At 48.4% G+C, this 19,491-nt stretch carries 18 protein-coding genes; 17 read left to right on the forward strand and 1 reads right to left on the reverse strand.

Annotated elements, in window-relative coordinates:
* The first annotated feature begins 15 nt into the window (after positions 1-15).
* Positions 16-504: a universal stress protein gene (locus EKM71_RS08800; protein WP_125574219.1), complete on the forward strand. Its 489-nt coding sequence runs from the start codon at positions 16-18 to the stop codon at positions 502-504.
* A 219-nt stretch (positions 505-723) separates the two neighbouring features.
* Here EKM71_RS08800 and EKM71_RS08805 read toward each other — a convergent pair whose 3' ends face one another.
* Positions 724-990: a PepSY domain-containing protein gene (locus tag EKM71_RS08805; RefSeq protein ID WP_225418025.1), complete on the reverse strand. Its 267-nt coding sequence runs from the start codon at positions 988-990 to the stop codon at positions 724-726.
* A gap of 234 nt (positions 991-1,224) precedes the next feature.
* On the opposite strand from EKM71_RS08805, the gene EKM71_RS08810 reads away from it, so the two are divergent.
* The 16 genes from EKM71_RS08810 to rplT all read left to right on the forward strand — a co-directional run bounded on the left by EKM71_RS08810 (position 1,225) and on the right by rplT (position 19,445).
* On the forward strand, positions 1,225-1,557 hold the full coding sequence (locus EKM71_RS08810; RefSeq protein ID WP_125574222.1) for a thioredoxin family protein: 333 nt from the start codon (positions 1,225-1,227) through the stop codon (positions 1,555-1,557).
* Between the two features lie 21 nt (positions 1,558-1,578).
* Positions 1,579-2,217: a YtpR family tRNA-binding protein gene (ytpR, locus tag EKM71_RS08815; protein WP_125574223.1), complete on the forward strand. Its 639-nt coding sequence runs from the start codon at positions 1,579-1,581 to the stop codon at positions 2,215-2,217.
* Between the two features lie 283 nt (positions 2,218-2,500).
* Entirely contained in the window at positions 2,501-5,155 is a 2,655-nt protein-coding gene (locus EKM71_RS08820; protein WP_125574224.1) for a DNA translocase FtsK, read from the forward strand.
* A 139-nt stretch (positions 5,156-5,294) separates the two neighbouring features.
* Positions 5,295-6,626, forward strand: a complete 1,332-nt coding sequence (gene murC / locus EKM71_RS08825; RefSeq protein WP_125574226.1) for a UDP-N-acetylmuramate--L-alanine ligase — start codon at positions 5,295-5,297, stop codon at positions 6,624-6,626.
* Between the two features lie 246 nt (positions 6,627-6,872).
* Entirely contained in the window at positions 6,873-7,598 is a 726-nt protein-coding gene (pnuC, locus tag EKM71_RS08830; protein WP_125574227.1) for a nicotinamide riboside transporter PnuC, read from the forward strand.
* Between the two features lie 142 nt (positions 7,599-7,740).
* Positions 7,741-8,445: a Bax inhibitor-1/YccA family protein gene (locus tag EKM71_RS08835; RefSeq protein WP_125574229.1), complete on the forward strand. Its 705-nt coding sequence runs from the start codon at positions 7,741-7,743 to the stop codon at positions 8,443-8,445.
* A 140-nt stretch (positions 8,446-8,585) separates the two neighbouring features.
* Complete coding sequence (gene polA, locus EKM71_RS08840; protein WP_164504768.1) at positions 8,586-11,243, forward strand: DNA polymerase I; 2,658 nt, start codon at positions 8,586-8,588, stop codon at positions 11,241-11,243.
* A 17-nt stretch (positions 11,244-11,260) separates the two neighbouring features.
* Entirely contained in the window at positions 11,261-12,121 is an 861-nt protein-coding gene (gene mutM, locus EKM71_RS08845) for a bifunctional DNA-formamidopyrimidine glycosylase/DNA-(apurinic or apyrimidinic site) lyase (RefSeq protein WP_125574232.1), read from the forward strand.
* A complete protein-coding gene (gene coaE / locus EKM71_RS08850; protein WP_125574234.1) occupies positions 12,114-12,734 on the forward strand; it encodes a dephospho-CoA kinase in 621 nt (206 codons plus the stop codon). Before mutM ends, coaE begins: the two co-directional genes overlap by 8 nt.
* Before the next feature lie 11 nt (positions 12,735-12,745).
* On the forward strand, positions 12,746-13,231 hold the full coding sequence (gene nrdR, locus EKM71_RS08855; protein WP_125574235.1) for a transcriptional regulator NrdR: 486 nt from the start codon (positions 12,746-12,748) through the stop codon (positions 13,229-13,231).
* A gap of 18 nt (positions 13,232-13,249) precedes the next feature.
* Positions 13,250-14,617 (forward strand): replication initiation and membrane attachment family protein, encoded by a 1,368-nt coding sequence (locus EKM71_RS08860; protein ID WP_125574236.1) that lies wholly within the window; start codon positions 13,250-13,252, stop codon positions 14,615-14,617.
* Between the two features lie 3 nt (positions 14,618-14,620).
* Positions 14,621-15,547: a primosomal protein DnaI gene (dnaI, locus tag EKM71_RS08865; RefSeq protein WP_125574238.1), complete on the forward strand. Its 927-nt coding sequence runs from the start codon at positions 14,621-14,623 to the stop codon at positions 15,545-15,547.
* A 436-nt stretch (positions 15,548-15,983) separates the two neighbouring features.
* Complete coding sequence (thrS, locus tag EKM71_RS08870; RefSeq protein WP_125574239.1) at positions 15,984-17,927, forward strand: threonine--tRNA ligase; 1,944 nt, start codon at positions 15,984-15,986, stop codon at positions 17,925-17,927.
* Between the two features lie 339 nt (positions 17,928-18,266).
* Entirely contained in the window at positions 18,267-18,770 is a 504-nt protein-coding gene (gene infC, locus EKM71_RS08875; RefSeq protein ID WP_125574279.1) for a translation initiation factor IF-3, read from the forward strand.
* Positions 18,771-18,820: 50 nt separating this feature from the next.
* A complete protein-coding gene (gene rpmI / locus EKM71_RS08880) occupies positions 18,821-19,015 on the forward strand; it encodes a 50S ribosomal protein L35 (RefSeq protein WP_057877977.1) in 195 nt (64 codons plus the stop codon).
* 70 nt (positions 19,016-19,085) lie between these two features.
* Positions 19,086-19,445 carry a 50S ribosomal protein L20 gene (gene rplT, locus EKM71_RS08885; protein ID WP_057877976.1) on the forward strand — a complete coding sequence of 120 codons (360 nt, stop codon included), beginning with the start codon at positions 19,086-19,088 and terminating at the stop codon, positions 19,443-19,445.
* Positions 19,446-19,491 lie beyond the last annotated feature (46 nt).

Genomic DNA, 19,491 nt, shown 5'->3' on the forward strand with positions numbered 1-19,491 from the left:
AAAGGAGTGGTACAGATGACCAAACGTTATGAGCGAATTCTCGTGGGGGTTGACGGTTCCCGTCAATCCAAACGCACGGTGGAAAAAGCGATTGCCGTTGCGGAACGAAATGATGCCGAATTAATCATCGTCACCATTATGAGTGGGGGCGACTATGTCGGTATTGGACAGAATACGCAAGTCGGTTTTGGATATGTAGACCAAGAAGTCATGGACGAAGCACGTCAGCAGTGGGAACATACCGTTGATGAGTATCGACAAAAGGCACAGGACGCAGGGGTAAAGCAGGTTGTGACGTCGGTCTTCTATGGTCACGCCAAGGTTGACTTAGCGAAGACACTTCCTCAGGAATACCAAGCCGATCTGATCATGCTTGGCGCAACTGGGGCCAATGTGGTGGAACGAATGTTGATGGGCTCCACGGCCAGTTACGTTGTGGCTAATGCCAGCTGTGACGTCTTGATTGTCCGGACAGATATGCAGAACCACCCCAAAAATAAATAGACAGATACCTGGTCAATTGGGTATCGATAAGGTTAATTTTAGAGAACCCATTCATTTTCGAATGGGTTCTCTTTTTTTGAATCCGTTTTGGCTGTTATCACGAGTTAAAAAACGTGTTAATTAAAAGAGCTGACCGATAAGGCATTAGCGTCAATTAAAAAGGAGGCACAGGATCATTACGATCCTGTGCCTCCTTTGGGTTAGTTACAAGCTGTTTGCTTATAAGCGATGAATGTCGAGGACGCTTCCCGTCTTAGCATCGGCGATGAACTGATACTGAACGAGTTGATTATCTTCATAGCGGGTAATACCACCGTAATAAACTTGAGTTTTGACGGCAAACTTTTGGAACGGCACGGCGTGTTTTTCAATCCAGCTACCCTCAATTGGGGACTCGTGGCGGAACTGGGCTTTGACCTGTTCCAAAATCATATCTGGGTTCAAGTGGAATCCGCCACCAAAGACGCGAGTGATGAAGATGCCCATTAACCCGCCGATGACTCCGGTGAGACTGAGTTGATACAATTGTCCATTTTTAGCAGTCATCCTACCGCCTCCTTAGCAGTTATTGCTGAGCAATATCATCTGTTTATCTGCCCTTAGTATAGCAATCTTCGTTGGGAAGTTCCCGTAAAAAGGCAAAAATAGTGAAAAATGTTGTGGGCGTGCTATAATGGTGCTTGTGAAAATTTTTAAACTTAAATAAAGGAGTGCTTATTCATGGAACAATTACCTAAAATGTCAGCTGCCGAACTGAAGGACGTCGTTAAAGACGGTAAGACGATGCTATTCTTCTCCGCTACTTGGTGCCCGGACTGTGCGTTCATCAAACCAGCAATGCCTGCCATTGAAGCTGAATATCCCGACTTTAAGTTTATTGCGGTCGACAGAGATGAAAATATTGACCTCGCTGCCGAACTGAATGTCTTTGGTATTCCGAGCTTCATTGCCTATTCTGATGGTGATGAAATTGGTCGCTTGGTCAACAAAGATCGGAAGACCCAAACTGAAGTAGAAAACTTTATTAATTCGTTAGCGACCAACGCTGACTAAACCGTTGGAAAGGATCCCGACATGTTAATTGCTAGTTACAATCCCCACGAGTTAGGGGACACTTTAATTGTTATTGTTGCTCAAGATACACCACAACAGGCCCACACTGTACGTGATGGGATTGCCAGAATCTATGATCCAGAAACTGAACAAACTTTGGGCTATAATTTCTTGGCCATTTCTAAGGTCTTACCTGATATTTCCGGTAACGGTCAGGTTCATCTTACGAAAGACGATGTAGCTGCGTTAAACGACGCACTTGAATCTGCTGGGTTTGCCGGCGAGCTGGTGGCAGATACCGATCCTAAGTTTGTGGTTGGCTATGTCAAGACGGCAACGCCACACCCGGATTCTGATCATCTGTTAGTGACGGAAACGGTGGTAGACCACGATCAAACGTTAAAGATCGTGAGCGGCTCGCCTAACATGCAGGCTGACATCAAGGTAGTTGTGGCCAAAGTTGGGGCCATGATGCCGAGTGGCCTAATTATTTGGCCCGGTGCCTTGCGTGGTGTCGAGAGTAATGGCATGATCTGTTCCGGACGTGAGTTGAAACTGGCTAACGCCCCTCAACGGCCCGGTGCTTTGATTTTGCCAGACGATTATGTTGTTGGTGACCCCTTTGATTTTGAACGGGGACAATCAATCTTTAATGCTTAAGAAACATTACGAAAGCGAGTCAGCCCTTGTCGGCGGCCCGCTTTTTTGTGTACAATAGGGGAGATTGACCTTTAGGCAAAGTGATACTGCAACTTAGGGTGTCTGATTAATGATGGTTACGCGCCATTGTTGGCCGAAGGTCATGATTCGTCATGACTAGGAATCTTCGATTTAATTAATCGAAGTTAGAGCGGGAATGAGTACAGTAGCCGTCGATTAGGCGGCGTCTCCTCCCAAGGCAAAGAAATTCGGCAAGTGGCAGGCTTGTCAAGGAGGAAGAAACATGGAGCACTATGATGGACCAGCGTTTTTCCGTAAATTTGCGGTGAAGCCCTCCGCGGAGGAATTAGAGGATACCACTGACGATCGCGCACAGCGTCTGGTGAAGCATCGGCAGGAACGAAATCAGCGTTTGAAGCTTCGACAACAGCAAGAACAAGAACGCGTCGCACAACGGCAACGAGAGGCCAGAAGTCAACGTGAGGCTGCACAGCAGTCAAAGCCTAAACCCAAGGTGACTCCACAACGACAAGCGACACCCATGACGGATGATCCCGTCGTGGGCAGTGCCAATCAGAGTTATCGACCATTTCAGGTTACCCAGGTTCCTAAGCAACTCCATTGGGCACGACCCACACGGCGTTCACGACAACGATATCAGCAATTAGTTGCAAGACTCAAAAAGGATGACAGTAGCTTTTTCCTGTTCGGTAAGGCGAGTGATTTGCCAAGTACAGAACCGGTTATTGAAAGCGCACTAATGGCTAGTTCGGCATCGGCACAATCAGAGGTCAGTGCTTCAGAAGCGCCAGTTACGGTTACACCGAGTCAATCAGAGAATCCGGTAGCGGCAGAAACAGCAAGTGACGTGCTGTCACGCTCGACCTCAACTGACGGTGACTACGAGGCGCCAGTCGAGGTTTTCTATCCAACCGAGGCGGCAACGTCACAGAAGACGTCAGTGACTGAATCTGATGAGTTACGCGAAGATAATAATGCGGCATATTTGCCGGTTGGAACGGTCAAGTCGACTGCAACAGCAAAGAATGTGCATGCTGAAGATGCCCAATCGACCACGACTGAAAACGATCAGAAACCAGCAACAGCGAAGATGGATGATCAACAAGATAATGAAATTATTCAAGAAACTGATACAAAATCAGTGGTGACCAAACCGGATGGCACACCGAACGATAATGCACCGGTGGTTGCCGAGAAACCTGAGGCAACGGCGACCGAAGGGTCGATTTCCGAAACGTCGGGCACTTCAACAGGCGAGCAGCCGGCTGAAGTCAAGCGGCTCTTAGACCGCGCCCAAGCCCCAACAGAGAAGACGGCGACGATCGCTTCCGCCAAGGCAAAGCCAGCCCGTGGGTTAGGCCATTCGCTGGGAGATATCATGCAAGAAGAAGGAAACGATCAACGCAACTTGGCTCTCTTTGATCGCCCAACCACACCTGAAGTGACCACCGAAGCCGAAGCGCCTGAACGCGGGTATCACTTCCCAGACATTTCACTCTTGCCACAACCAGTGATTCCAGATGAGGCCGCCTTAGATGAATGGATTGAACATCAGGCAGAGGTCTTGGATGCTACATTGAGCGCTTTTCATGTTGATGCGCACGTCACGGACTGGACGGTTGGACCAACCGTGACGCAGTTTCAGATTAGTTTAGCACTAGGCGTTAAGGTCAATAAGATTACGAACTTAAATGATGACCTGAAGCTTGCACTAGCCGCTAAAGATATCCGGATTGAAGCGCCAATTCCCGGGAAGACCACGGTTGGTATCGAAATTCCTAACCTGAAGTCGCGGCCAGTTATGCTTTCCGAAGTTTTGAATTCACCAGCGTTTAAGAAGAGTGAATCACCATTGACGGTAGCGCTCGGGGTCGATCTCTTTGGAAAACCACAAGTCACTGATTTACGAAAAATGCCGCACGGACTGATTGCCGGGGCCACAGGGTCCGGTAAGAGTGTCTTCATTAATTCCTTACTGTTGTCCATTTTGTATAAGGCAAATCCACAGCAGGTCAAGTTGTTACTGATTGATCCGAAAGCCGTTGAAATGGCGCCATACGATGGGTTACCACACCTGCTAGCACCCGTGATCTCTGATCCTAAGGCTGCTGCCGCTGCTCTGAAATGGGTGGTTACCGAAATGGACCAACGTTACGAGAAGCTGGCGGCTGCTGGTGTTCGGAATATCGAGCAGTTCAACGATCGGGCTGATGCGAATGACGAACCAGGACTTAAGATGCCTTACATCGTCATTATTATTGACGAATTAGCCGATCTGATGATGATGGCAGCCAGTGAAGTTCAAGATTATATTGTTCGAATTACGCAGAAGGCTAGAGCGGCTGGAATTCACCTCTTAGTTGCGACGCAACGACCAAGTGTTGACATTGTGACTGGGACCATCAAGAATAATATTCCTACGCGGATTGCCTTCATGGTGTCCAGTCAAATTGATTCACGAACCATCTTGGATACTGCCGGAGCCGAGAATTTGTTGGGACGCGGGGATATGCTGTACCTCGGTAACGGGGCCAGTCAACCAATGCGTTTACAGGGGGCTTTCGTGGAATCTGAAGTGGATGCTGTCGCTGACTTTGTTCGAACTCAGGGCCAACCACACTATGCGTTTGAACCGCAAGGTCTTCTGAAGCGGGAAACTGCCGAGGAAAATCAAGATGACTTGTTACCAAAGGTGTTAGAATATGTGGCAGCCGAACAAACGGTTTCCACGTCTAAACTCCAGCGGGTTTTCTCGATCGGGTACAATCGTGCAGCTAACTTGATTGATGATTTGGAACGACATCACTATGTCTCGCCTCAGCATGGGTCTAAGCCTCGTGAAGTTTATTTGAAACCAGAAGATCTTGGGAAAGACTTACCGGAACCCCATGACCAGAATGCACCATTTTCATCATAGAGTGAATACTCCTCACTAACCATTGACCGCGCAGTTCTTTTATGGGGTGGGGGGATATGCTAAAATAAAATTAGAGTCACTCGAACGGCAGGGAATGGTCCGGTGGCCCGACCGCAGAGAGTAGAAAAGAGGATCATTAATGGATAACGCAACGGTGTATTACTTTGTAGGTATTAAAGGATCAGGGATGAGTGCCCTCGCCTTGATTTTACATGATAAGGGTTTTAACGTGCAGGGATCAGATATCACGCAGTACACGTTTACACAGCGTGGCTTGGAGAAGGCAGGCATCAAGGTTCTGCCATTTGACGAAGCAAACATCCACGAGGGATTGACGGTTATTGCCGGAAATTCGTTCACCGATGATCATCCAGAAATTAAAAAAGCTCGAGAAATGGGTCTGCCGGTTTACCGGTACCATGAATTTCTCGGCCACCTCATTGAGGGCTATACCAGTATTGGGGTTGCTGGTGCGCACGGGAAGACCAGTACGACGGGACTCTTGTCTCACGTGTTGAGCGGTATTGCCCCAACGTCTTACCTCATTGGGGATGGTTCCGGGAAGGGAACGCCAAATGCCCGGTTCTTTGTTTACGAAGCCGATGAATACCGGCGTCACTTCCTGGCAACCAAGCCAGATTATGCCATCATGACCAACATCGATTTCGATCACCCAGACTACTACACCGGGATTGACGATGTTTACAGTGCCTTTGAAACCTGGGCAAACCAAGTTAAGAAAGGGATCTTCGCCTGGGGTGATGATCCAGAACTACGGAAGTTGAAGACCGACGTGCCTGTCTACTACTATGGGACTAGCGAACGAGACGATTTCAGAGCCATTAATGTCAAGCGTTCAACGACCGGATCAACATTTGATGTGGTTCACGGTGATGAAAACTTAGGAAACTTTGAAATTCATCTGTACGGGGAACACAACGTGTTGAACAGTCTGGCTGTTATTGCCGTGGCTTACTTTGAAAAGGTTGATATGGCCGAAATCAAACGTGAATTGGCCGACTTCAAGGGGGTCAAGCGTCGGTTCGCCGAACGTAAGGTAGCTGACATGACCATCATCGATGACTATGCGCACCATCCTTCCGAAATCAAGGCTACACTGGATGCGGCTCGTCAGAAATATCCCGATAAGCAAATTATCGCGGTTTTCCAGCCCCACACCTTCAGCCGGGTGATTGCGTTGATGGATGACTTTGCTAAGAGCCTCAACTTAGCCGACAAGGTCTTCTTAACTAATATCTTCAGTTCTGCTCGTGAAAGCAACGGGGCCGTCTCCAGTAAGGACCTTGCTGCTAAGATTGCCAAGGGCGGCGAGATTCTGACGGTGGACAACATGTCCCCATTATTGGATTTCCACGACGCCGTGGTGGTCTTCATGGGGGCCGGTGACGTTCAGAAGTATGAACGTGCTTATGAAGAATTATTAAGTCATTTATCTTTGAAGAACAACTAAATTTATATCAAGAGTACCCGCTGACCATTTTGGTTGGCGGGTATTTTAGTCTCAACTTCCACAACCGTCCTTTGATGATAATTTTCCTATAAATTTCCTTGTGGGGTGGGTGACCCGAGCTACCGCGGGTCGGACCGCTTTGATCGTGAGCGACCGGCACACTGGTGGATAGTAATAGGTTGTCAGCTATGATATTACTGAGTGACAAATCGGTGCGGGGACACCGTTATAAAGGGGTTAATACTTATGACAACAGTGAAACATAGCTGGTGGTATGACCAGCTCTTTACGAATTGGAAAAAGTTTGAAGTGGGGTATGTCAGTGTTCTTTTACTACTCCAACTGGCCGTTTATCTAGTCGTGCCTGACAGTATTATTGGCATGATTTCTGGGATAGGTGGCGTGCTTTGCCTAGTTTACGGCATGAAAGGGCGCAAAATTTCATTTATTTTTGGTTTGATTCAATGTTTAGCGATGACCTACGTCGCTTGGATCAGTCATGCCTATGGGTCGTTTGCGATGGATATTATTTATGTAATTTCGCAACCCATTGGGTGGGTTATGTGGGGCCACGATGAGGCCACACGGGGGTTCAGTCCACAGGTCCGCCGATGGGTTTTCCTAGGGGCTTTCGTGGCCTGGGGCATCGGCTGGGTCGTTCTGGCCGCCTTAAATGGGCAGTTGCCTTACTTTGACTCGATTAACTTTGTGGTGAGCCTGATAGCTCAGGTACTCTATATTTTGAAATTTAAGGAAAACTGGTCGTTATGGATTGTGGTCAACGTGGCCAATGTGATCTACTGGAGTATTTTGACCGGTCAGCTATTGATGGGGGCATCGACTGTTGGAAGTTTGGGGGCCAACCTGTCTCAAGTGGCCCTACAGGTCGCCTTACTGTTTAATGCAGTTTACGCTAATCGGGTCTGGGCTCGTGGTGAGGCCGATAATGAGGGCGGTGCTGGTCAGGCTTAGGTCCAGAATGAGGAAGTTGATTCGGCAACAGAATACTTGTAATTCATTATAGATTTGATAAAATGGTCCTTAATCAACCGGAGAACTTAACTATCAGGGTGATAGCTAAGCCGGGAATTGACTTGAAAGAAGGAGCGTTTGAATGAACAATTATGAACAGCAGCCCCGTCAGACGATTAACACCGAGGTCGGTCTGAATGGTTTTATGACCAAGATGTTCGGTTGGATGGGTCTCGCCGTACTGGTTTCAGCGGCAACAGCGTTTGCTATGAATATGTACAGCGTTTCCATTGTCAGCATGCGTGGCGGGAGCCTCTTTATTCCGTTGATCGTTTGGATTGTCCTGCCATTCGTGATTAGTGGTCAATCGATGAAGCGACCAACTGTGGCCTTCGTAGGGCTTATGCTTTACGCTGTGGTGACTGGTGCCGTGATCTCGATGTATAGTCTAATCTACTCGGGTGAAACGATGGCTGCTGCGTTTGTTTCCAGTGCTGCTGTCTTCCTCTCGATGGCTGCTATCGGTGCCATGACCAAGCGTGACTTAACCAAGATTGGGACGCAGGCTTCTGCTGCTCTCATTGGGTTAATTGTAGCAATGGTCGTAAACCTGTTCTTGAGAAGCCAACTGATCGCCTTTATCTTCTCGTTTGTCGCTGTGATTATTTTTGCCGCTTTGACGGCTTGGGATACACAACGAATGAAGAAGATGTACTTGCAGTATGGGGATCAGGTTTCTGTTAATGGGTTAGCCGTCAACGGTGCCTTGCAACTCTACCTCGACTTTGTGAACTTATTCTTACAATTCTTACAAATCTTTGGGATGTTTGGTGGCAGTCGCGACTAAACAGAACCAACAACGAACGAAGTTTCAGGATTCTCCTGAGACTTCGTTTTTTATTATTTCGGATTCTCAGCCTTTTTTGGTAGAATGTAAGCAGAATACTCGAACGACCGAAGCTGGTTGCTCGAAAGGAGCGCATTATGGTGGAGAAACGACTTTTATTAATCGATGGTAACAGCGTTGCGTTTAAGGCGTTTTACGCGTTGTACACGGCGTTAGGCACATTTACCAACAGTGAGGGGCTCCACACGACAGCAATCTACGGTTTTAACACAATGTTAGAGACCATGTTGAAGACGGTGAAGCCTACGCATGCCCTGGTGGCATTTGATGCTGGGAAGACGACGTTTCGCACCAAAATGTATGGCGACTACAAAGGTGGTCGGCCAAAGACCGCACCAGAACTCTCTGAACAGTTTCCTTATGTAAAGGAACTGTTAAAACATCGGGGAATCCAAACTTACGACCTGCCAAACTTTGAGGCTGATGACATTATTGGGACCCTTGCCAAGCAGGCCGGGGAACAGGGGTTCACCACGACTATTGTGACCGGGGACCGTGATTTGACACAACTTGCCGATGACCATACAACGGTGGCTATTTCTAAGAAGGGGGTCAGCGATGTTGACCATTACACGCCGGCCTATGTTCAGGAAACTATGGGCGTTACCCCAGCCCAGATTATTGATATCAAGGGGCTTCAAGGCGATAACTCTGACAATTATCCCGGTGTCACCGGCGTAGGGCCTAAGCGGGCGGTCGATCTGATCAGCAAATACGGCAGTGTGGAGGGTGTCTATGACCATATCGACGAGATTACGGCTAAGAAACTCAAGGAACACTTGATTGCTGACCACGACCAAGCCTTGTTATCAAAGACGTTAGCCACGATTAAACGTGATGCTCCTGTCACCAAACAGGTGACTGACCTCGTTTATAAGGGCGACGACCATGACGGCCTGGTTGACTTTTACCGGCGTATGAATTTTAAGAAGTTCTTGGCGCAGATGGGGGATGGCGGCGAGCCTTTGACGGATACAGCTGAACTCAAGCCCATTACCTTTTCCACGTTAACAGCTGACAACTGTGATCAGTTACCAGACTTTTCGGCTGGTTGTGACTTCTATTTGGAAATGGCTGGTGACAACTATCACTTGGCAGACTTCGTGGGCTTCGTCATTGGGACCGACCAACACTGGTGGGTTAGTAGAGATGTCAGCCTATTGGCACAGAAGCCACTTAAAGGCCTCCTAGAGTCCGCTGACGTCGCCAAACAGGTCTTTGACGCTAAACGGACGTACGTGGGTTTAAATCGCTTAGGCGTGACCTTAGCTGGGGTCGACGGTGACCTCTTGTTATGTTCTTATTTGTTAAATACTTACGACAACAGTAATGATTTGGGCCGAGTGGCGCATGAACATGGCGATGAGCAGGTGGCCTTGGACGAAGATGTTTATGGCAAGGGTGCCAAACGGGCTGTTCCAACTGACGACCAAGTACTGTTCAGTCACTTGGCACGGAAGGCTCAGGCAATCGCCGACTTACGGCCAAAATTACTAACCGAATTAAAAGAAAATGATCAAGATCAGTTGTATCGCGATATCGAATTACCGATGAGCTTTGTATTGGCGCGCATGGAAGTTGCCGGTATTACGGTGGATGCCAGTGAGCTGGAAGCCATGGGCAGTAAGTTTACTGAACAGTTGGCTGAAATTGAACAAACCATTTATAACGAAGCCGGTGAGACGTTCAACATCGGGTCACCTAAACAACTTGGGCACATCCTCTTTGAAAAGATGAATCTGCCAGTTATCAAGAAGACCAAGACGGGTTATTCGACGGCCGTGGGTGTGCTAGAAAAGTTAGCACCAGATGCCCCAATTGCGGAGAATATCTTGCGCTACCGGAAGATTGCCAAGATTCAGTCGACCTATGTTGAAGGTCTCTTGAAGGTGATCCACCCGAAGGATCAGAAGGTCCACACGCGCTACCTGCAAACGTTGACGCAGACGGGGCGCTTGTCCTCAGTTGATCCCAATTTGCAGAATATTCCGGTGAGAACTGAAGAGGGACGAGCCATTCGTAAGGCTTTCATTCCCCGGCACGAAGGCTGGCAGATTTTCTCGTCTGACTATTCGCAAATTGAATTGCGGGTACTTGCTCACATGAGTCACGATGCTAATATGCAAGAAGCCTTCAGAGAGGGCGAGGATATTCACGCGGCAACTGCCCGGCGGATCTTTAAGATGGGACCGGATGAGGAAGTCACGCCAAACATTCGGCGCCAAGCCAAGGCGGTTAACTTCGGAATTGTTTATGGTATTAGTGACTTTGGACTGTCGCAAAATATCGGGATTTCCCGTAAACAAGCCAAGGCCTTCATTGACACTTACTTCCAGGAATATCCCGGTGTTAAAGATTACATGGACCGAATGGTACAGCAGGCCCATGAGTTGGGGTACGTCGAAACGATTGCTCATCGTCGGCGTTACTTGCCAGACATCAACTCACGCAACTTTAATCAGCGGTCATTTGCCGAACGGACGGCTATGAACACGCCGATCCAAGGGAGTGCTGCCGACATTATTAAGATCGCAATGATCCAGATGGAAGAGGCTATTAAGGATCTTCAAGCGACAATGTTGCTTCAAGTTCATGATGAATTGATCTTCGAGGCCCCGGCCGAGGAGATCGAAACGTTGTCAAAGCTGGTACCTAGTGTGATGGATTCGGCCATTAAGCTGGAGATTCCGCTAAAGGTTGAGAGTCACTATGGACCAACCTGGTACGATGCTAAATAGCGTAAAGGAGTGAGACAATGCCTGAATTACCAGAAGTTGAAACGGTTCGACGGGGCTTGACCCGTTTGGTAGAAGGTGCCACTATCGACCACGTTGACGTATTCTATGCCAAAATGGTCCGACCAGATGCCGAAGAGTTTACGGCAGACTTGATCGGCCGTAAGATTGAGCGGATTGATCGGCGGGGGAAGTACCTGTTGTTTCGGTTTAGCGGTGGTCTGACAATGGTGTCTCATCTGCGGATGGAAGGTAAGTACGATGTCCAGCCAGAGGGGAGCCCGTTAGTCAAACATACTCACGTGGTCTTTCACCTGACAGATCAACGTGAGCTACGGTATCACGATACGCGAAAGTTTGGACGCATGCGCCTGGTGCCAACCGGGACGGAAGACCAAGCCTTGCCGTCGCTAGGAAAGTTGGGACCAGAACCAACCGAAGAGAGCCTGACACTGGCGTATATGCAAACGGCTTTTGGTAAGTCACACAAGGTGGTTAAGCCCTTTTTGTTGGATCAATCCCGCATTGCAGGGCTAGGGAATATCTATGTTGATGAGGTTCTCTGGCTGTCAAAGATTAACCCGCTAACACCGGCGGATGAATTGACTGTTGATCAGCTCAAGACATTGCGACGAAGCATCATTGATGAAATTGCTCAGGCCATTCAAGGGCACGGCACAACAGTGCATACGTTCTCCAATGCTTTTGGCGAGACGGGGAACTTTCAGAATAGCTTACACGTCTATGGTCATGCGGGGGAACCTTGCGAACGTTGTGGCACTGAGATCGTGAAGATCAAGGTCGCACAACGTGGGACGCACTATTGTCCACACTGTCAGCCAGTGCCAGCTGGTGCACCAGAGGCGTTGAATCATGACTGAGGTTTGGGGACTCACAGGAGGGATTGCAACCGGTAAGTCAACAGTCAGTCACTGGCTACGTCAAGCGGGCCTGACCGTGATCGATGCCGATCTGATTGCCCGTCAGGTGGTTGCACCTGGCACCTCAGGATTAGCTCAGATCGTTGCCACTTTTGGTGAAGGTTATCGACAGTCTGATGGGGCGTTGAACCGGAAAAAGTTGGGAAACCTGGTGTTTAATGACACCATGCAACTTAGTCGATTAGAAGCAATTACCCAGCCACTGATTCAAGCAGAGATCATTCGACAATTGGCGAGTGCCAAAGCCCGTCATGATCCGGTGGTGGTCATCGATGCCCCGACATTTTTTGAAGTGGGTTATCTGATGGCTCTGGTCGATTACGTCTTGGTCGTGGCTACGGACACCACGACGCAACAACAACGACTCCAAAAGCGAGACGGTTTATCGGCTGAAGGGGCGCTGACCCGGATGGCCCAACAATGGCCGATTGCCCGCAAGGTGGCGGCGGCTGACGTGGTTATTGATAACGGGGGAACGATTGCTCAAACGCGGCAACAAGTGGTAAAATGGCTTGACACGAATAAAATTGGACGAAGTAATCAAATAAAATGAGGTGACCAAGTATGCAGTGTCCGCACTGTCATCATAATGGGTCGCGGGTCGTGGATAGTCGGCCAACCGACGACGGCCGCGTCATTCGCCGGCGTCGTGAGTGTGAGAGCTGTGGCTTCCGCTTCACGACGTTTGAACGCGTTGAAGTGACCCCGCTTTTGGTAATCAAGAAAAACGGAACCCGTGAAGAATTTAACAGAGAAAAAATTTTAAAAGGTATTATCCGGTCTGCCGAGAAGCGGCCGGTGGGGATGGATGTCATGACCAAGGTTGTGGACGAAGTCGAAAATAAAATTCGTGCACTAGGCGTCAATGAAATCTCCAGTCAGTTGATTGGGGAATACGTCATGAATCGTCTAGTTGACGTGGATGAGATTGCCTACATCCGATTTGCCAGTGTTTATCGGCAATTTAAGGATACTGGCGTGTTCTTCAATGAATTGAAAGACATGATGGATAAAGACAAGCAGAAGGCCCGGAAGCGGTCGAAGCAATAAAGCGAGGCGAAATTGGGAATGGAAGACTCTTGGCATCAGTTACAACCCAAGACCACTTTTTTGGTCCGTGTGGTCGATCGGGTTGCCGATCAAAGTTGGCAATCGCTAACGCAACTGTATCAACCGATCATCGGACCGAGTGCCACGGGGCTCTTCTCGGCCCTTTTTTGGCTTCCTAAGCGAGGAACCTATCAACGGCATGCCACTTTATTGGCAGAACTAGGGATGGATCTCTCACACCTTTACGACGCGCGACTGCGGCTAGAGGCCACGGGACTGTTGACGACACGCGTAAAAATGGAACAGGGACTCCAAAGCTTTATTTATGAGTTACATGCCCCCCTGAATCCACCGGCATTCTTTAATGATGATCTTCTAAGTGTTCAGTTATTGGGGATGCTTGGGGATTCGTTGTATCAGTCGTTAGTGGCAGCTAATACGGTTACTGTCGAATCCGATGCCGATGAGGAAGACATCAGTAAGAACTTTTTGGATGTCTTTCATGTGAATGCCCAGAAAATTATGGATGTGCCGGACGCGGTGTCGAGTGCCAGGCAAGCGTTAGTACCAGCTAGTGAATCCGCCATGACGGCGGCAGAACCAGTGGATTTTGATTTTAAATTATTGGGAGAGATTCTCAATCGATCGTATGTCGATACCCAAAACTTGGGACGTTATCGGTCATTACTGATTACCGAGATTACGATGTATGGATTGGATGAACCGACTCTTGCACGGTTTATTGGTGAGGCAACTGATCTGGCTTCAAATCAATTTAATCCCCAACAATTCAAACGGCTGATTGCCGATCAATTTGGGCGGCAATCAGCACCGCAAACGGTCTCCACTGCGACGCCGTCAGCAACACCAACGGCTAGTCAGTCGGCGGGAACCTCTAATCAAGAGGCGGCCCTCATCAAGGTAGCCAGCACGACGGCCCCAGCGCTCTTCTTACGTGCTATCAAACAGAAGAATGGGGGATTTGTCACGGATGGTGAACAACGTGTGGTTCGTGACCTTGTGAGTCGACAGTTGTTCCCAGAGTCCGTGTTGAATCTGATGATCTTCCACGTCCTCGTGGATGAGGATCGGCCAACCCTGAACAAGAATCTCTTGGATACGATTGCTAATGATTGGAGTAAGGCCAAGGTCAATACACCACAGCTGGCAATTCAAAAGATTCGTGAACGTCAGGCAGCAGCAGCCAAGCCACACCGTTCGCGGAAACAGCCAACGGTTAAGGAAACTTTGCCGGAGTGGGCCAAGAAACCGAATGAACCGGTTCAAACGTCGGGTCAGGCTAAATTGTCACCTGAGCAACAACAACAATTAAAAAAACGAATTGCTCGTTTAGAACGGCGATCCCAAGAGGGGAAGGAGGACTAACGCATGGAAGACCTAAGTAAGACGATGCAAAAGTTGATGAACCAGCGTCATCTCAATGACAATTACCGTCAATTGATGGCGAAAACAGCCAACGATCCTGAGGTTAAAAAATTCTTACAAGATCATGAGGGAGAATTGGCGGCGGATGTGCTGACACGTTCGGCAGCCAAGCTCTACGAATTTGTGACGGAGCGTGCGAAGGTTGCCAACGGTGGTGAGACCTTTGCCGCAGGTTATGAACCACGACTGATTGTTTCCAATCATTTGATTGACGTGGCCTACGTGCCAACGGCACAGACCCAGGAACGTCAGGCCCAACAACAGCTGCGTCAGCGGGTGAAGTCGATCGCAATGCCTAAGAGTATTCGAGAGGCGACACTGGCCAATTTTGACCAGGATGACGATCGGGCCGAGGCTTTGATGGCAGCGTTAGACTTCATCGATGCATACGAAGCCAATCCTAAGCGTCGTCATCAAGCCCTATATCTGGCTGGAAGCTTCGGTGTCGGGAAGACTTATCTGCTAGCTGCCGTTGCTCATCAATTGGCAACGGACGGCTTTGCCACGACGTTGGTCCACTTCCCAAGCTTTGCCGTTGAAATGAAAAATGCCATTGCCCAAAATGGCGTGGCCGACAAATTGGAGTCATTAAAGAAGGCACCCGTCCTGATGATTGATGATATCGGGGCCGATGCCATGTCAGCTTGGGTACGTGACGATATTCTGGGGGTTATTCTGGAATACCGGATGCAAGAAGAGTTGCCAACTTTCTTCAGTTCCAATTTTTCCATGGCACAATTGGAGAAGGAACATTTGCGGATCTCAACGCGTGGGGATGACGAACCACTGAAGGCCCAACGGCTGATGCAACGGATTCGTTTCTTAGCTCGTGAGATCACGATGGTTGGGGTGAACCGTCGACCCCAGTAAATGCGCCGAGCAAATATAAAATTTTATGGAGACGGGAATTGCAGAAAAATTATTGGCAAGAGGCGGCGGTCGTTATCAGGGTGACCATTGATTCGAATTTTTACATTGCCATCCCTTGACAATATTTGGCTGCAAGTGTTTAATAGTCTTTGAAACCACAAGAGCTATGACGAAAGACATGGTGGTGGTGGAGTCGTTCACAGGAAGAGCTGGCCTAGATTGGAAGCCGACTTAGCGCCCACCAGCATTACCGCTTTCCTAGCTGTCGAGAGGAAATTTTCGACCGGTCCGTTCCGTTAGCGACGATTAGAGTTCACGGGATCAGTCTCGTGAAAAATATCGGGTGGAACCACGTTAATGACGTCCCCAGTGCCTTCTTTGGCACTGGGGATTTTTTCGTATTCAGCCCGAAAATCAATAAGGGAGATTGTAAACTATGGCAGATATTTCATTGAAATTTCCAGATGGTAACGTTAAAGAATTCCCAGCCGGCACAACACCAGAAGATGTTGCAAAGTCGATTTCCATTAGTTTAGGGAAAAAAGCCGTTGCAGCTAAGTTAGACGGCGAATTGATCGACAACTTAACGCCAATTGCACACGATGGTAGCATCGAAATTGTGACGAAGGGTGACGAAGATGGCTTGACGGTTCTGCGGAACACGACTGCTGCCTTGGTCAGAATTGCTTTGAAAAAGGAATTTCCAGCCATTCGTTTGGGTGAAGTTCGTGCTGACGAAGACGGGTTCTTCGTGGATACCGACAAAGATGACCAACAAGTCAGTGTTGACGAATTGGATGCCATTGCCGTTATCGTTGAAAAACTAGTCGCCGACAAGGTTGCTATCGAACGTGTTGTCCTCAGCAAGGCTGATGCTTTGGCTCAAGCCAAGGCGGATCCTTATACGACCGACTTGATCAACGCCATTGACGGCGACCAAGTTAACTTCTTGAAGATTGGTGATCACCAAATCTTAAGTGACGGTGCTCAATTAGCCAACACGGGTGACGTGAAGAAGTTCAAGTTGCTCTCCGTTGCCGGTGCTTACTGGCAAGGCAAGTCTTCAAATCCAATGCTCCAACGGATTTACGGGACGGCCTTCTACAAGCAAGCTGATTTGGATGCCGACTTAGCTCGTCGCCAAGAAGCACGCGAACGTGACCACCGTGTTATCGGAAACCAACTGGACTTGTTCTTCGTTGATCCTAAGGTTGGTGCCGGTTTACCATACTGGATGCCAAATGGGGCGACTATTCGTCGTACCATCGAACGTTACATCATCGACAAGGAAGTTGCTAACGGGTACCAACACGTGTACACACCAGTCTTGGCTAACTTGGATCTGTACAAGCAATCCGGTCACTGGGCTCACTACCGTGAAGACATGTTCCCGCCGATGGACATGGGTGATGGCGAACAACTTGAATTGCGGCCAATGAACTGCCCTAGCCATATTCAAATTTACAACCACCACATCCGTTCTTATCGTGAACTCCCATTACGGATTGCTGAATTAGGGATGATGCACCGTTACGAAAAGTCCGGTGCCTTGAGTGGGTTGCAACGTGTTCGTGAAATGACCTTGAACGATGGTCACACGTTCGTTGCTCCAGAACAAATTCAAGATGAATTTAAGAGTATTCTGGACTTGATGGTTAAGGTTTACAAAGACTTCGACATCAAGGACTACACGTTCCGTCTGAGCTACCGTGACCCTAAGAACACGGAGAAGTACTTCGATGACGACGAAATGTGGAACAACGCACAAAAAATGTTGAAGGGTGCCATGGATGACTTGGGCTTACCTTACGTCGAAGCCGAAGGGGAAGCTGCCTTCTACGGTCCTAAGTTGGACGTTCAGACGAAGACGGCGCTTGGGAACGAAGAAACGCTCTCAACTATCCAATTGGACTTCATGTTGCCAGAACGCTTCGACTTACACTATGTCGGTGCTGATGGTGAAGAACATCGCCCAGTGATGATTCACCGTGGCCTGGTTTCAACGATGGAACGATTCACCGCTTACCTGACTGAAATTTACAAGGGTGCCTTTCCAACTTGGTTGGCTCCTAAGCAAGTTACGATCATTCCTGTTTCCGAAGAGAAACATGGTGCTTACGCTGACAAGTTAGCCGCTGAATTAAAAGCTGCTGATGTTCGGGTCAACGTCGACAAGCGTGGTGAAAAGATGGGTTACCTGATTCGAGATGCCCAAACGCACAAGATTCCATACACGTTGGTTGTCGGTGAAGACGAAATGGCCAATGGGACTGTTTCCGTGCGGAAGTACGGGGAAGACGACAGTGAGTCCATGAGCAGTGATGCCTTCGTTAAGGAAATTCTGAGTGACATCGCTTCATACAGTCGCGAGGAAAACTAATTCGGTTCTGGTATACAACCAGAGAATAGAAGAAACGAGGTCGTCTAGACGGCCTCGTTTTGTGCCTAGCCCGATGCCAATGAACTTTAGCGAAACACCCGTTGACATCGAATCGGCTAGCTGGTATGATGGTTAAGTTGAGAAATTAAGCAGAGGCTTCCGCTTCTCGCCTAGCGACGTAAGTTACTGGGCTGGATATGCACGTTATTTCCATTTTACAATGGAATTTCATGCGGGAGCTGTTTGATTTTCATCAAAAGTTCCCGCATTTTTTGTGGGGTTGATTTCTGCAAGTTCTCGAGATTATTTTGGAGGTGGATTACCATAGCAAGCGACACGATTGTCAACGAGGGGATTCGAGCACGTGAAGTACGGCTGATCGCTGATAACGGCGACCAATTGGGCATTAAGACCAAGAGTGAAGCCTTACAGATCGCTGAAGAAGCGAACCTCGATGTAGTTTTGGTTGCACCGAAAGCTAAGCCACCGGTAGCCCGCATTATGGACTACGGGAAGTATCGGTTCGAGTTGCAAAAGAAGCAACGCGAAGCACGTAAGAAGCAAAAAGTGGTCAGTGTTAAGGAAGTTCGTCTGAGTCCTACCATTGATACCAACGACTTCAACACCAAGTTAAAGAACGCTAAAAAGTTCTTGGCTAAGGGTGAAAAGGTTCGCGTATCAATTCGGTTTAAGGGTCGGGCAATTACTCATAAAGACATTGGTCGCCAGGTGCTTAACCGTATGGCAGCTGAGACTTCTGAAGTTGCAACGGTTGAACAACGACCGAAGATGGATGGACGGAGCATGTTTCTCATGCTGGCACCCATCGCTGAACAAAAGTAAGAATTGATGGGGTAGCTTCGGCTACCAATTTAAGGAGGAAATTTCGTATTATGCCAAAGATGAAGACTAACCGTGCTGCAGCAAAGCGGTTCAAAGTAACTGCTAATGGCGGCCTTAAGAGTGGTAACGCCTACACGCAACACCGTTTCCATGGTAAGACTAAGAAACAACGCCGGAACCTTCGTGGAACCCGGATGATGGATGAAACGACTTTAAAGACTTACCACCAATTATTACAAAAGTAAGCTAGTCGTTAGATTTTCGGGTCGACGAAATGTCGACATAATGTTTGAATTGATTTAGGAGGAAAAGATTATGCCACGAGTTAAAGGCGGTACTGTTACACGCGCACGTCGTAGAAAAGTTTTAAAGTTAGCTAAGGGTTACCGGGGCTCAAAGCACCGTTTATTCAAGGTTGCTAAGGACCAAGTTCGGAAAGGTTACCAATACGCTTACCGTGATCGTAAGGCCACGAAGCGTGACTTCCGTAAGCTTTGGATCACTCGGATCAACGCAGCTGCTCGGATCAATGGTTTGAGCTACAGCAAGTTGATGCATGGTTTGAAGTTAGCTAACATTGATGTTAACCGTAAGATGTTAGCCGATTTAGCCGTTAATGATGCGGCTGCATTCAAAGCTTTAGCTGACCAAGCTAAAGAAGCATTGGCTGCTTAATTCAGTCGATGGAAAGAGACTTCGCTGCTAAGCGGGGTCTTTTTTA

The organism is Levilactobacillus huananensis, assembly GCF_003946145.1.
GTDB lineage: Bacteria > Bacillota > Bacilli > Lactobacillales > Lactobacillaceae > Levilactobacillus > Levilactobacillus huananensis.